This is a genomic window from Fictibacillus halophilus (assembly GCF_016401385.1).
Lineage (GTDB): Bacteria > Bacillota > Bacilli > Bacillales > Fictibacillaceae > Fictibacillus > Fictibacillus halophilus.
This window is the reverse complement of record NZ_JAEACF010000001.1, coordinates 3,089,439-3,104,088: the sequence shown is the minus strand read 5'-3', so window position 1 is coordinate 3,104,088 and position 14,650 is coordinate 3,089,439. Positions and strand designations below refer to the sequence as shown.

General features: G+C 44.7%; 14 protein-coding genes. All 14 read left to right on the top strand.

What is annotated here, in order from left to right; genetic code table 11:
* Positions 1 to 203 precede the first annotated feature (203 nt).
* The 14 genes from I5J82_RS15865 to murA all read left to right on the top strand — a co-directional run bounded on the left by I5J82_RS15865 (position 204) and on the right by murA (position 14,409).
* Positions 204 to 578, top strand: a complete 375-nt coding sequence (locus tag I5J82_RS15865; protein ID WP_066398906.1) for an NADH-quinone oxidoreductase subunit A — start codon at positions 204 to 206, stop codon at positions 576 to 578.
* On the top strand, positions 569 to 1,084 hold the full coding sequence (locus I5J82_RS15860) for a NuoB/complex I 20 kDa subunit family protein (protein WP_137791106.1): 516 nt from the start codon (positions 569 to 571) through the stop codon (positions 1,082 to 1,084). Before I5J82_RS15865 ends, I5J82_RS15860 begins: the two co-directional genes overlap by 10 nt.
* Positions 1,081 to 2,505 (top strand): NADH-quinone oxidoreductase subunit C, encoded by a 1,425-nt coding sequence (locus tag I5J82_RS15855; protein WP_198768664.1) that lies wholly within the window; start codon positions 1,081 to 1,083, stop codon positions 2,503 to 2,505. Before I5J82_RS15860 ends, I5J82_RS15855 begins: the two co-directional genes overlap by 4 nt.
* Before the next feature lie 5 nt (positions 2,506 to 2,510).
* Positions 2,511 to 3,611, top strand: coding sequence for an NADH-quinone oxidoreductase subunit D (locus I5J82_RS15850; RefSeq protein WP_066398902.1), 1,101 nt, complete (start codon positions 2,511 to 2,513; stop codon positions 3,609 to 3,611).
* Positions 3,608 to 4,609, top strand: coding sequence for an NADH-quinone oxidoreductase subunit NuoH (nuoH, locus tag I5J82_RS15845; RefSeq protein WP_198769045.1), 1,002 nt, complete (start codon positions 3,608 to 3,610; stop codon positions 4,607 to 4,609). The genes I5J82_RS15850 and nuoH overlap by 4 nt, the downstream gene beginning before the upstream one ends.
* Positions 4,610 to 5,270: 661 nt before the next feature.
* On the top strand, positions 5,271 to 5,690 hold the full coding sequence (gene nuoI, locus I5J82_RS15840; protein ID WP_066244809.1) for an NADH-quinone oxidoreductase subunit NuoI: 420 nt from the start codon (positions 5,271 to 5,273) through the stop codon (positions 5,688 to 5,690).
* Complete coding sequence (locus tag I5J82_RS15835) at positions 5,687 to 6,199, top strand: NADH-quinone oxidoreductase subunit J (RefSeq protein WP_066398893.1); 513 nt, start codon at positions 5,687 to 5,689, stop codon at positions 6,197 to 6,199. The genes nuoI and I5J82_RS15835 overlap by 4 nt, the downstream gene beginning before the upstream one ends.
* Positions 6,196 to 6,510, top strand: coding sequence for an NADH-quinone oxidoreductase subunit NuoK (gene nuoK / locus I5J82_RS15830; protein WP_144696957.1), 315 nt, complete (start codon positions 6,196 to 6,198; stop codon positions 6,508 to 6,510). Before I5J82_RS15835 ends, nuoK begins: the two co-directional genes overlap by 4 nt.
* An 18-nt stretch (positions 6,511 to 6,528) precedes the next feature.
* Positions 6,529 to 8,397, top strand: coding sequence for an NADH-quinone oxidoreductase subunit L (gene nuoL, locus I5J82_RS15825; RefSeq protein ID WP_198768663.1), 1,869 nt, complete (start codon positions 6,529 to 6,531; stop codon positions 8,395 to 8,397).
* Positions 8,394 to 9,911 carry a complex I subunit 4 family protein gene (locus I5J82_RS15820; protein WP_198768662.1) on the top strand — a complete coding sequence of 506 codons (1,518 nt, stop codon included), beginning with the start codon at positions 8,394 to 8,396 and terminating at the stop codon, positions 9,909 to 9,911. Before nuoL ends, I5J82_RS15820 begins: the two co-directional genes overlap by 4 nt.
* A gap of 3 nt (positions 9,912 to 9,914) precedes the next feature.
* Positions 9,915 to 11,447: an NADH-quinone oxidoreductase subunit NuoN gene (gene nuoN / locus I5J82_RS15815; RefSeq protein WP_198768661.1), complete on the top strand. Its 1,533-nt coding sequence runs from the start codon at positions 9,915 to 9,917 to the stop codon at positions 11,445 to 11,447.
* A gap of 531 nt (positions 11,448 to 11,978) precedes the next feature.
* Positions 11,979 to 12,212: a DUF1146 family protein gene (locus I5J82_RS15810; RefSeq protein ID WP_144696969.1), complete on the top strand. Its 234-nt coding sequence runs from the start codon at positions 11,979 to 11,981 to the stop codon at positions 12,210 to 12,212.
* A gap of 109 nt (positions 12,213 to 12,321) precedes the next feature.
* Positions 12,322 to 13,068 carry a YwmB family TATA-box binding protein gene (locus tag I5J82_RS15805; protein ID WP_198768660.1) on the top strand — a complete coding sequence of 249 codons (747 nt, stop codon included), beginning with the start codon at positions 12,322 to 12,324 and terminating at the stop codon, positions 13,066 to 13,068.
* Positions 13,069 to 13,098: 30 nt separating this feature from the next.
* Positions 13,099 to 14,409: a UDP-N-acetylglucosamine 1-carboxyvinyltransferase gene (gene murA / locus I5J82_RS15800; protein WP_198768659.1), complete on the top strand. Its 1,311-nt coding sequence runs from the start codon at positions 13,099 to 13,101 to the stop codon at positions 14,407 to 14,409.
* Positions 14,410 to 14,650 lie beyond the last annotated feature (241 nt).

Below are 14,650 nucleotides of genomic sequence, written 5' to 3'. Positions count from 1 at the left end.
ATACCTATCATACTGCTAACAGTCTATCGGCACCTCCAAAAAATTTACAGGATTATGAACATTTCTATAGAAAAATAAGGGGTAGACCTTAATATAGTAGAAGTACCATATGTGAAGAAGCACATCGACACAAAATATGGAATTTGCTATAATTAAAGCGGTTACAGAATTTATAAAATTCTGAAGATTAGGAGGTAGTCAGAATGGATTTTTATCATCTGTATCAAAACAATTACCTCATTGTGGCTGTATTTTTATTTTTAGGGGTCCTTTTGCCGGTTGTCGCACTGACTGCAGGCCGCTTATTGCGCCCTTATAAACCATCAGCAGAAAAATACACCACCTACGAAAGCGGAATTGAGCCTTTCCATCAAAGTTGGGTTCAGTACAATGTCCGCTATTATTTGTTTGCGCTCATGTTCGTTATTTTTGATGTTGAAACCGTATTTTTATACCCCTGGGCCGTTGCCTATGAAGAGCTAGGCGTGTTCGCTCTCATCGAGATGGGGATTTTTGTTGTTCTTTTAACGTTAGGTCTTGTATACGCTTGGAAAAAGAAGGTGCTCAAATGGACATAAAGTGGGAACTTACGGCAGAGGAACGCGCCGAACTCGACCGCAACGTATTCATGGTAACACTCGAACAAGTAAAAGCCTGGGCCAGAAGTAACTCATTATGGCCGTTAACCTTTGGACTCGCCTGCTGCGCGATTGAAATGATGGGCACAGGGTCGTCTCATTACGACCTCGATCGTTTCGGAAGTATATTCCGTACGTCACCTCGTCAATCCGATGTAATGATCGTTTCAGGAACCGTAACGAAAAAAATGGCGCCCGTATTAAAACGATTATACGAACAGATGCCAGAGCCAAAATGGGTCATCGCGATGGGATCATGTGCCACAGCCGGAGGACCATATATAAAATCGTATGCCGTCGTAAAAGGCGTCGATCAAATCGTACCCGTGGATGTATACATACCAGGATGTCCACCTAACCCTGCTGCACTCATTTATGGCATCAACAAGCTTCAAGAAAAAATCCGTTATGAAGCGAAGACAGGCAAGAAGGTGATGAGCGAATGACAGATAAGCAAAATGATTCCAATGAAGGATTATCGATAGAAGAACAAAAGAAAAAAGCAGCCGCAGAGGCTAAAGCAAAAGCACTTGAACTCGCGAAACAGCGTCAGACTGAAAAAGCGAAGGCAGCGGAACAGTCAGAACCGACTGCGACCGAACCAGAGCTAACAAAAGAAGAACTGAAAAAGAAGGCTGCTGCAGAAGCGAAAGCAAAAGCACTGGAACTTGCGAAACAAAGGCAGGCCGAAAAAGCAAAGGCGGCAGAACAGTCATCAGAGCCGTCAGTATCCGAACCAGAGCTAACAAAAGAAGAGCTCAAGAAAAAAGCGGCCGCAGAGGCGAAGGTAAAAGCCCTCGAGCTTGCGAAACAGCGTCAGGCAGAAAAAGCAAAAGCTGCAGAACAGTCAGAGTCGCCCGCAGCCGAACAAGAATTAACAAAAGAAGAGCTCAAGAAAAAAGCCGCCGCAGAAGCTAAAGCAAAAGCTCTTGAACTCGCAAAACAACGCCAAGCTGAAAAAGCGGAAACCGGGGAAGTTCCACAAACGGATGAGCAAACAGATGATCTTGCAAAACAAAAAGCACTAGCCGCCGCGAAAGCAAAAGCAGCCGCAGCAGCAAAGGCGAAGGCAGCAGCTGCCGCTAAAGCAAAACTAGCAAGAGAGAGTGGGAGCGACACAACCATCGAACCCGGCTCAGACGATGAAAAAGCGAAAGCTGCGGCAAAAGCAAAGGCCGTCGCTGCAGCAAAGGCAAAAGCAGCGGCCGCTGCGAAAGCGAAAGCGTCTCGTGAAGCAGCATCAGATGCAACAACTGAGCCAGCAGGTGACGATGAAAAAGCGAAAGCAATCGCCGCTGCGAAAGCAAAAGCAGCTGCAGCAGCAAAAGCACGCGCTGCCGCAAACGCCAAAGGTGCAGCAACAGAACCTGCGGCTGAAGAAAAACCATCACCAAACCAACCTATCCTCGATACCTACATAAAAGTCATCAAAGAACATCTAGGAGAAGATGTACTCGAAGATTCCTATATTAACAGACTGTCAAAAGACGTCCCTACCTTAGTTGCAAAACCTGATTCCTATTTTAAGATCGCGGAGTTTTTAAAATACAATGACCAGCTTCGTTTTGATTATTTATCTGAAATGCACGGCACCGATTTTGAAACACATTTTGAAGTCTATAACCACCTGTATTCATACAACCATCGCCAGTCCGTTGCCTTAAAAGTAAAAATAGACAGAAATAGCGCTACTACCCATTCCATTACCCCGTTATGGGAGGGAGCAAACTGGCCAGAGCGTGAAACGTATGATCTTCTAGGTATTCACTTTGAAGGTCATCCGAACTTAACGCGCATCATGCTGCCGGATGATTGGGTCGGACATCCGCTAAGAAAAGATTACGAACCACATGACGTGGAGGTGTAGAGACATTGATCAGAACAGAAGAGATGCTCCTCAACGTTGGGCCTCAGCATCCGAGCACACACGGCGTTTTTCGAATCGTACTCAAAATCGACGGAGAAACAATTATTGAAGCGACCCCAGTGATCGGTTATCTTCACCGAGGTACAGAGAAATTAGCAGAAAACCTTCAATACACGCAGATTATTCCATACACAGACCGCATGGATTATTTAGCGGCCATGACGAACAATTATGTAATCTGCCACGCGGTCGAAACGATGATGAGTCTAGAGATACCAGAACGCGCGGAGTATCTGCGTGTCATCGTGATGGAGCTTGGCCGCATCGCAAGCCATCTCGTGTGGTTCGGTACATATTTATTAGATATCGGGGCGATGAGTCCGTTCCTATACGCGTTTCGTGAACGAGAAGCGATCATCAATATGCTGAACGAGATCTGCGGGGCTCGCCTTACGTTCAACTATATGCGTGTTGGCGGTGTGAAATGGGATGCACCAGATGGCTGGATCGAGAAAGTGCGAGATTTTGTTCCGTACATGAGAGAAGAGCTTGCTGGCTATCATGACCTTGTGACGGGCAACGAAATCTTTTTGAACCGTGTCAAAGGAATCGGCTACTACACAAAAGAAGAAGCACTGAACTTTTCATTAAGCGGCGCAAACTTAAGATGCACGGGTACGAATTGGGATCTTAGAAAAGATGAACCTTATTCGATCTATGACCGTTTTGATTTTGATGTTCCGGTATTTCATACGGGCGATGCATGGGCGCGTTATCAGTGCCGCATGCAGGAAATTGAAGAATCACTCAAGATTGTAGAACAAGCGGTGGAACAGTTTCCAGAAGAAGGACCGGTTATGGCAAAAGTGCCAAGAATCATCAAGCCGCCAAAAGGCGAAGCTTTCGTTCGAATTGAGTCGCCTCGTGGAGAAATCGGCTGCTACATCGCATCAGAAGGAAAGAAAGAACCGTACCGCTTGAAGTTTCGCAGGCCATCTTTTTACAACCTTCAGATTCTGCCAAAACTTTTAGTCGGTGAAAACATCTCCAACTTGATTACCATCTTAGGCGGGATTGATATTGTTCTCGGGGAGGTTGATGGCTGATGGAGGATCTTTTATACACACAACCTGGCTGGACACATGTTGCCATCTTCTTTGCGCTCGGTGCGGCACTACTCGTAACGGTTCTCGGGTTCGTAACCTACGCGATTCTAGCGGAACGAAAAGTGCTCGGGTTCATGCAGATGCGGACAGGGCCAAACCGGGTTGGAGGAAGATTCGGTCTTCTACAAACCGTTGCGGACGTTTTTAAACTTCTGATAAAAGAAGACACCATACCGAAACTAGCTGATCGGCCGTTGTTCATATTAGCACCTGTCATCGCGTTTGCTCCAGCGTTCATGGTGCTCGCGACGATTCCGTTCTCAGAAAACATGCAGTTCGCAGACCTTGGCGTCGGCCTTCTGTATTACGTAGCCGTTTCAGGAATTTCAACGATCGGCATCTTAATGGGTGGCTGGGCATCAAACAATAAGTACTCGTTACTCGGCGGCATGCGTGCTGCAGCACAGATGATTTCATACGAAATTCCGCTCGTTATCTCCGTGATCGGAGTAATCTTGTTCGCTGGCAGCCTGAACTTAAACGATATCGTAAGAGGCCAAGAAAACATTGCCTACATCTTTTTAACACCGATTGGATTTTTCGTATTCTTGATCTCCTCGATCGCTGAGTTGAACCGTACACCGTTCGACTTGCCTGAGGCAGAGTCAGAGCTCGTCGCGGGCTATCACGTCGAATACTCAGGATTTCGCTGGGCGTTCTTCATGCTTACAGAATATGTATATCTGTTTGCGATGGCATCCTTAACAACCGTTCTTTTCTTAGGAGGCTGGAACCCGATCCCGTTCTTAGATTTTATCCCAGGGATGTTGTGGTTCGGCGTCAAATTCAGCATCGTCGTATTTTTCATGATTTGGATTCGCGGAACACTGCCACGACTCCGCGCCGATCAACTGATGGGCTTCGCATGGAAGGTCCTGCTGCCGCTAGCACTGCTAAACATTTTTGTCAGTGCAGCTGTTAAGGAACTGTTTTTATAAAAGAGCTTAAGGCAGCACTGCTGGTTATTGTGGGAGTTGGTTTCCGTTTCAGGTGCTCGCTTTCCGCGGGGCAGGCGGTGAGCCACATTCGAATGTTTCACATTTAAGTGTCTCACCTGTCTAGTTGCAGTGGCTAGCCCCTCGAGGTCAAAAGTTAAATAGACCATGAAGGCAAAGAACACCTTCCTTGTCTATTCACCTTTTGCTTGTCGGGGCTGAACGAGCCACTTTCACATTTAGAACTGCCCACCTGTCCCGCAGGAGTCTCACACCTTTCACTACAACCAACAGTTCAAAGAAGGTAGAAAAGATTAAAAAGCAACAAGCTTCTTGAAAAAAAGCTTTATAGAATGACCTTAGCCATCACTCTGAATTTCAAAAGTCGAGCTATTAAATCTTTGGAAGTATTACAAGCATGCTTCCTCGAATAGTTGATTGGATCGCAAGGTGCGAGACTCCTGGGGGATCAGCGGGACAGGTGAGACTCCTAACAGCGCAGAGCGCTAGGAGGCTCACCGCACGCCCCCCGGAAAGCGAGCATCCTGGAGAGGAAATCAACACTTTCACAACACGACAAAGCGAAATCACTCAAAAAGGTTCTAGTCCGTAATAGAGTGCTCTATCAATCGAAAGACCAACGCATAAGGAGCGTGATCTCAGGATGAAAGGTCTTGTAAAAGGTTTAAGCTATACCGTCAAAAACCTAACAAAACAAAACGTCACCACAAGCTATCCAGACGTGCCGATTCAGATGCCTGACCGTTTCCGCGGCATCCAAAAGTTTTATCCCGAAAAATGTATCGTCTGTAACCAATGCGCGCAGATCTGCCCGACCGACTGCATTCAGTTAACAGGTAAGCCGCATCCCGATCCTGCAAAAAAAGGGAAGATCATCGACACGTACGACATCAACTTTGAAATCTGCATCTTATGCGATTTGTGTACAGAAGTATGTCCGACTGAAGCGATCGTCATGACGAATCAGTTCGAGCTTGCAGAATACAGCCGTGATGAACTTTTTAAAAACCTCGAGTGGCTCGATGAGAACGACGAGAATGTTAGAAAGGAGAACAAAGCATGACCGGTGAAATGATCGCATTTTTCTTTCTCGCCTTAACAGCCATTGCCGGCGGCGTTCTTCTTATTAACCTTTCCAATGTCGTTCACATGGTTGTTGCTCTTATTTTTACGTTTATTGCCATTGCAGGGATTTACATCACACTATCAGCAGAGTTCGTTGCCGTCGTGCAGGTGCTAATTTACTCAGGAGCTATCACGATCATCATGCTGTTTGGAATCATGCTCACACGTCATCAGGAAAAAGAAAAGCGTGCACCACGGTTAAAAGTCATCTTAACCGGGCTTGCGATCGGACTTTTCTTCCTGATCATGTACGGCAAGATCAAAGACCTTGATTTTGGTCAGCAGAATGCAGAGCTTCACATCGATAATACGAAAAAGATCGGAATAGAACTGTATTCGCATTATGTGATTCCGTTTGAGTTAACATCCGTCCTGCTGCTTGTAGCTTTAATCGGTTCTATCATTCTGGCAAAGCGGGATGACGATGAAAAGGAGGCAAAAAAATGAGCTCTGTCCCTTTAGCAGCTTACTTGATGCTTGCCTTGATCCTGTTCTGCATCGGTTTGTTTGGTGCATTAACAAAACGAAATGCAGTCATTGTACTTATTTCGATTGAACTGATGCTGAATGCTGTAAATATTAATCTCGTCGCTTTTGCTAAATACTCAATAAATCCTGGTTTAACAGGTCAGATTTTCTCGCTGTTTACAATCACAGTTGCTGCGGCAGAAGCGGCAGTCGGACTTGCGATTCTCATTGCACTGTACCGCAACAGACAGACGGTCAACGTGGATGAGATGGATACGATGAAGCGATAAGGAAGGAGATGGACGATTATGTTGCAGAATAGTTGGCTTATACCGTTGTTCCCGCTTTTATCCTTCGTTTTATTGCTGATTTTTAGAAAATCAAAAAATGAAGGCACTGCATGGATCGGTGTGCTTCTAACCGGGTTATCGCTCATTCTATCTCTCGGGGTTTGGATCGCGGTGTGGCAAGGTGACGGGATTAAGGTTGAGGGCACGTGGTTCGAGATCGGTGAGCGGGCCATCACGATGGGATATGAAGTCAATCCGCTGAATGCTCTTATGCTTGTGATCGTTTCACTCGTCAGTTTTCTTGTACATCTTTACTCAAAAGGTTACATGCATGGCGATGAACGATTTCCCGTGTTCTTTGCTTATTTAGGATTGTTTTCCTTTGCGATGCTCGGACTCGTTCTTTCTCCGAATCTATTACAGCTCTATATGTTTTGGGAGCTTGTTGGACTTGGTTCGTTCTTGTTGATCGGATTCTACTATTTTAAACCAGAAGCAAAAGCCGCTGCGAAAAAGGCATTTGTCATGACCCGAATCGGGGACGTTGGTCTTTTTATCGGAATGGTTTTACTATTTTGGCAGGTTGGTAGCTTTGAGTATGACGAAATATTTGCCTCTGTCCGAAATGGTGATATATCCTCTGGCATGCTGACACTTACCGCACTATGTATTTTTGTGGGAGCGATCGGAAAATCCGGTCAGCTGCCTCTTCATACGTGGCTTCCGGACGCGATGGAAGGACCGACACCCGTATCAGCCCTTATCCATGCTGCCACGATGGTCGCGGCAGGGGTGTACTTGGTCGCTGCGATGTATCCGCTCTTTCAAGCCTCAGAAACAGCTTTAACAGTCGTTGCTGTAGTAGGTGGGGTAACGGCAATCTTTGCAGCTTCGATCGGTCTTATGCAAAAAGACATCAAACGCGTGTTGGCGTATTCAACGGTCAGCCAGTTGGGTTACATGATGCTTGCACTTGGCGCATCCGGTTATGTGGCAGGGATCTTTCACCTAACGACGCACGCATTCTTTAAAGCGTTATTGTTCTTAGCTGCAGGAAGCGTGATTCATGCTGTACATACACAAAACATTGAAGAGATGGGCGGACTTTGGAAAAAGCTCCGACTGACAGGACCTCTCTTTTTGATCGGTGCTCTAGCCATTTCAGGAGTTCCGCTATTATCAGGTTTCTTTTCAAAAGACGAAATCCTAGCAAGTACGTACGCAGATGGCCGTTACGGATTGTTCTGGCTGGCAGTCATTGCCGCTTTCATGACGGCGTTCTATATGTTCCGTCTATTTTTCCTTGTGTTTACAGGAAAACCGCGCGGCGATCAGAGTGGCGTACATGAATCACCAAGTGTCATGACGCTTCCGATGATTGTTCTAGGTGTGCTGGCTATTGCGGCGGGTTACCTGAACACAGCATGGTTCGGTACGTTTTTAACGGATTACTTAGCAGGAGGCCCTGTTGAACTACCGCATGGAGATCATCACGGTCCAAGCTGGATTCCGATCGTTGCAACAGCATCGTCTCTTTTAGGAATCGGTCTAGCTTATCTGATCTACCAAAAAGGAACACTTTCCCGCGATTGGATTACACGGTCTTTGCCAGGACTCAGCAACGTGATCTATAACAAGTGGTACGTGGATGAAGGATACGACGCGACTTTCGTTAAAGGAACGAAGGGGTTGAGCAAACTTGGCGTCCTGTTTGATAAATATATCGTGGACGGACTCGTGGCAGCAGTTGTGAGTGGCGTTCAAGGGTTAAGTAAGGTAGGCTCACGTCTTCAAAACGGGCAGGTTCAAACGTATGGGACGTTCGCCATTTTTGGCATCGTGATTCTATTGCTGATCGTCGCATTAACAGGGGGGTACTTCACATGAACACATGGCTTCTATCGATATTAATTCTTTCCCCTTTGTTAGGCGTTTTGGTTCTCCTATTTACTCCATCTCAAGATGAGAAGTCGATCAAATGGATCGGGGTATTAGGTACATTATTTCCGCTAGGTACCGCGCTCGTTACGTTGTCTGCTTTCAATAAATCGGGCGAAGGTCTTCAGCTTGCTGAAAAGTTTCAGTGGGTGTCTTATGAAGTCTTTCAGTCGAATGGTGATGTGAGCTATCCGATCTTTTATGAAGTGGGCGTTAACGGTCTATCGATGGTGCTTATCTTATTAACAACGGTTGTAAGTGTGCTTGCTGCCATTGCATCGTTTTCGATCAAAAAGGATTGGAGAAGTTACTTCATTTTATTCTTCTTGCTTGAGATGGGCATGATCGGCGTATTCGCCGCCCAAAATTTATTTTTGTTCTTTATTTTCTTTGAGATCACGCTCATTCCGATGTTTTTCCTCATCGGACGCTGGGGTTATCTTGAAAAAGAAAAAGCAGCTTACAGTTTTTTGATCTATAACGGGGTCGGTTCAGCTATTCTTCTGATCGCATTCGTGGCGATGTTCATGAAGACGGGGACGATGAATTTTGATCAGCTAGCTTATACATTCTCGCTTCCGCAATCTGAACTGAACGAGATGAACATCACAAAGAATTTTAAGATGGGGATGCTGATCGCACTTCTTATAGCGTTTGCAGTCAAGCTGCCGGTCGCACCGCTTCACTCATGGATGGTGAGGGTCCACGTTCAGGCGCCACCGCCGATCGTTATGCTTCACTCAGGTATTCTTTTAAAAATTGGTGCGTACGGCTTGATCGTTTTTGGGGCAGGACTGTTTCCTGATCAGTTTGAGTCACTCGCTTTTATCATCGGATTGTTCGGCGTGATTAACCTGCTTTACGGAGCATTCTTAGCACTCACACAGCGTGATCTGAAACGCGTCTTAGCTTACTCGTCTGTCTCACATATGGGAATCGTTCTAATCGGTCTCGCCGCATTGAACGAAGCGGGTATGACTGGTGCAGTGTTCCAAGTCGTTTCACACGGATTGATCTCGGCTCTGTTGTTCTTTTTAGTAGGTGTTCTCTACGAACGAGGTGGTTCATCACAGTTAAAAGACTTTGGTGGAGTCGCGAAAAGGATGCCGATCTTTGCAGGTGTGATGCTCGCAGGTGGACTCGCATCATTAGGCCTTCCAGGAATGTCAGGTTTTATAAGCGAGTTCATGGCGTTTTTAGGATTGTTTGAGAAGATGCCTGTGTTAGCCGCTGTAGGGGCACTAGGCCTAATTTTAACGGCAGTTTATGTGTTGCGAGCGGTGTTGGCGATCACGTTTGGAACTGAAAAAGAACTATCAAACGCACACGACCTTTCATCAACAGAACGAATTCCGGCGTTTATCTTGCTTGCAGCGATTTTGTTTATCGGCATCTATCCTGCATGGTTAAGTGATATGCTCCGTCCGACATTAGATAGCATTCTGCTAGGGTTAGGGGGCTAAATCATGGATCTAGATACTTTATTATCGTTTAGATGGAGTGTTATGACTCCTGAATTTATTATCTTAGGGGTTGCGACCCTTTTATCTGTTATCGACCTTTTTATGAAAAAAGAATCGAGCAGGAAGCCACTAGCCTGGCTTGCTGGAGCAGGTATTCTAGCTGCTCTTATCACGATTTTTATGCAGCTCGATATAGAAGTAACGTCGATTCTGTATGATACGTACAGACTTGATTCTTTCTCTAAAGCATTTAAGATTCTACTCTTGTTAGGAACGTTATTAGTTATTGTTCTCTCTTCCAATTATAAAAAAGAAGACCTTGAGGAGAATAGGGGAGAATTTTATTACCTGCTCCTCGCAGCTCTATTAGGAGCCATGATGATGGCATCCAGCGCTGACTTGATCACTTTGTTTGTCGGTCTGGAACTTCTATCCCTTTCTTCCTATGTTATGGCTGGACTCGAGAGGCGTAATAAACGAAGCAATGAATCAGCGTTTAAGTATATCGTGTCAGGCGGAATCGCGACGGCTATCACCCTTTTTGGAATGAGTTACATTTTCGGACTGACCGGAGAGACAAACCTGTTCAAGATCGCAGAGAACATGGGGAACCTTGAACTGTTAGAGCACAGCTTTCTCATCTTCTTCGCATTCATCATCACGTTTGCAGGACTAACGTTTAAGATCGCGGCCGCTCCACTTCACATGTGGGCACCAGATGTATATGAAGGTGCGCCTGTTCCAGTTACAGCATTCTTGAGTGTCGTGTCTAAAACAGCAGGCTTTGTGATCTTGCTGCGTGTGATCATCATCTGTTTCATCGCGGCTCCAGGGATCGATAAGGAACCGATTCTGCTGCAAGTTCAGCCGTATGTAATGGCATTAGCTGCGGCAACGATGATCATTGGTAACGTTACGGCACTTCGTCAACGCAACATAAAAAGGATGTTTGCATATTCTTCAATTGCACAAGCAGGTTACATTTTAGTACCGTTCGTTTCAAATTCGTCATTGTTGTTTGAATTGATCTGGTTTTATCTGTTGGCGTACTTGTTTATGAATATTGGCGCGTTCACCGTCATTCAGCTGTTAACAAGTCAAGAAGGTTCAAATGATATCGGCGTTTTCCGCGGATTGTTCCGCCGCTCACCGTGGCTCGCGGTTCCGATGACGTTCTTTGTTCTTTCTCTTGCCGGTATTCCGATTACGGCAGGTTTTATCGGGAAGTTTGGAATCTTTATGGGAGCGCTTGGGCTTGAGCAGGCACAATATTGGCTAGCCGCTGTTATGATGGCAACCACGCTCGTATCGTACGTATATTACTTTAATATTATTGCGATCATGTTTTTCCGTGATAGTGAGGGACCAAAGGTTTCAATCCCGGGGGGAATGGCTGCTGTACTCGCATTCTGTACGGCATCGGTTTTAATTCTAGGGGTTATGCCAGATCTCGCACTCGACTTCTTTTACGGAAACTTTGATGTGAACGAATTCTTCATGCAGATCGAAACAGAAGTTCATACGCATGATCATTAATTGTTGAGCTCAAATGGTAGTCCATCAACCTTCTCCTTAGTGAGAGGTTGATGGGCTTTTTTAGTTTCTTAAGAATAAGTATTCTTTAGAAATAATAAGAGCTAGCGTCTTTTTAATCTTTTAATTTCTACTTTGACTGTTGATTGTAGTGTAAGATGCGAGACTCCTGCGGGACAGGTGGGCAGGTGAGACACTTAAGAGTGAAACGTACGAATGTGGCTCACCGCCTGCCCCGCGGAAAGCGAGCATCTGAAACGGAAATCAACAACTTTCTTGAACAGTAGTCCTCACCCGAAAAAAACCCAAAAAATGAGCCAAAACTACCGTAACTTCTTACGTTTTGTTTCGTCTAATCATAGTGAAACGACTATCTATCGAGATTGACATTTATTAGTCGTTACAACTTTTTGAACTTATCGAAAGAAAGGGCTTTCAAAACACCTTACTAGGGATAAAGTATCTATCTAAAATGTCGGGAAAGATTTATGCTTAAAGATGTCGAAATATGTAATGAGGAGGTCAGACTTTTAAATGATTCCAATCGGACAACAAGCTTTGTTACATATCATCGTACATCTATTGTTTCTCGTGATCTCTTGGTGGGCATTGCAGGCCGTTCATTTTGATAAATGGATCAAAAAAGGTAAGGTCATGCAGGCTAGAGTGTTATACATACTTCTAGTGATCAGCTTAGCGAGCATAGCGAGCGATTTTTTTCTAAAGTATCTACAGTATTCCACGAATCTTAGTCAGCTATTTGGATGACTTCACAACTTTTACTGAAGTAGTGGATTTGTCGGAATATGACTACAACTTCCACGGATATCCTCTGTTTCATTGGCAACAATGAGAAATAGAGAGGATGTGCTGGGGAATGAAAAAATGGACGATGACGATTACAGCGATTTTGCTATTAGTTATGATTACTTCTGGATATGCAAAAACAGATGAAAAAACAAATGAAGTTACACATATAATAGACGTTCTAAAAGACAGTGGTGCAACGCCTGACAAATGGACTATGTATTTTCGTGGTCAAACAGGTTTTACATCTAAAGGACTAGGGTATGTAAAACAAGCAGAAGAGCTTAAACGTAATTATCCTGAATTTAACTGGGCGGTAACGGAAGAGGAAGCCGGACATTATAAAATGACCGGATTATTTGAGCGTAATGACATCGGGGTTAGAGAGAAGATTACCGTCATTACATACCCCCAAAAAGATCAATCTGCATCGTATTTTATTTATGCGGTTGAAGGACTTGTAAATGCAAATCAAAATTGGAAAGAAATCCAGAACCTGATCGATAGCCGTGTTGAACAATCAATTGGAGGAAATCCCAAAATTTTCTCTTGTGTTACCGGTACATACGGTGATAAAATGGTGGTTGATTTGTATTCGCAAGCAAATGAATTGGTACGCGCCTTTTCTGGTGATCCTGTCGAGGAACTAAAAGAAGAGACGTTTGTGTCGCTTTCTGCATATACTGAGCAGTGGGAACAAGCGATTTATACCGGTCATCAACATAAAATGAATCTTCAGGTGGCATTGCGATCTGAAGGATTGGGCAGCGGAACAACTGTCACAATTGGCACACCAATAATTACGTCTGAATATTAATATACAAATTGGACGCGGAGGGGAATATCGTTGGAAAAAATCATTGTCCGTGGTGGTAGGCGGTTAGAAGGCTCTGTTCGAGTTGAAGGAGCTAAAAATGCCGTACTTCCTGTCATCGCAGCATCCATTTTAGCAAGTAAAGGCAAAAGCACAATTAAAGACGTGCCTAGTCTAGCTGATGTGTTTACGATTAACGAAGTATTACGTTATTTAAATATTGATGTAGCATTTGATAACGGTGAAATTTCTGTTGATGCTACAAACGAATTGAAAACTGAAGCACCATTTGAGTATGTCCGCAAAATGAGAGCATCATTCCTAGTAATGGGACCATTGCTTGCTCGTGTTGGATTGTCTCGTATCGCACTTCCAGGAGGATGCGCAATTGGATCTCGTCCTATTGACCAGCATCTAAAAGGATTCGAAGCGATGGGTGCAACAGTAAAGATCGGAAATGGATTTATCGAAGCAAAAATTGATGGCCGCTTGCAAGGTGCAAAGATTTATTTAGACTTCCCAAGTGTAGGAGCTACTGAGAACATCATGATGGCTGCAACTCTTGCTGAAGGAACGACTATCATCGAAAACGCTGCAAAAGAACCTGAAATCGTATGTCTAGCTAACTATCTGAACGCGATGGGTGCTACAGTAATCGGTGCCGGAACAGGTACGATCCGCATCGTTGGAGCTGAAGAACTTGTTGGTGCTGAGCATACAGTAGTTCCAGACCGTATCGAAGCTGGTACGTACATGGTAGCAGCAGCTATTACACAAGGTGACGTTTTAGTTGAAAATGCTATCGCAGAACACCTACGTCCTTTAATCGCAAAAATGGAAGAGATGGGTGTACAAATTCAAGAAGAAGGAAACGGACTTCGTGTTCGCGGACCTCGTGAATTAAAGCCTGTTGACATTAAAACAATGCCTCACCCAGGATTCCCGACTGACCTTCAGTCGCAAATGATGGCGCTATTGCTTCGTGCAAACGGAACAAGCGTAATCACGGAAACTGTATTCGAAAACCGTTTCATGCACGTGGAAGAATTCCGCCGCATGAATGGTGATATTAAAATCGAAGGCCGTTCTTCTGTGATCAACGGACCTGTAAATCTGCAAGGTGCTGAGGTTGCTTCAACTGACCTTCGCGCAGGTGCAGCTTTGGTACTTGCTGGGCTTGTCGCTGATGGTTACACACGTGTAACAGAACTGAAGCACATCGACCGCGGATACGTTGATTTTACTGGGAAATTGGCTGCATTAGGTGCTGACATCGAGCGTGTAAACGAAGATGTGAAAACAACACCTTCCAAAGAGCAATCATTAAAAAGTAATTTAGCGTAATTTTATTTAGAGCGAACCCTTTCTCAACTTTGAGGAAGGGTTTTTCTGTTTTAGTCTGAGTTTTATGGTACGCGTTTTTATATATTACACGTTCGCCGGTAAATGGATGGTGAGCACCTGAAAAGGGTGTAGTTTCGCCTGAAAGCAGTCTCTAACCACCGATGTTTTATGATTAACCGCCTGTAAATGATGTATTTCCACTGACAATTATGATTTAGAGGTAACTGCTGTTTAATTCAAA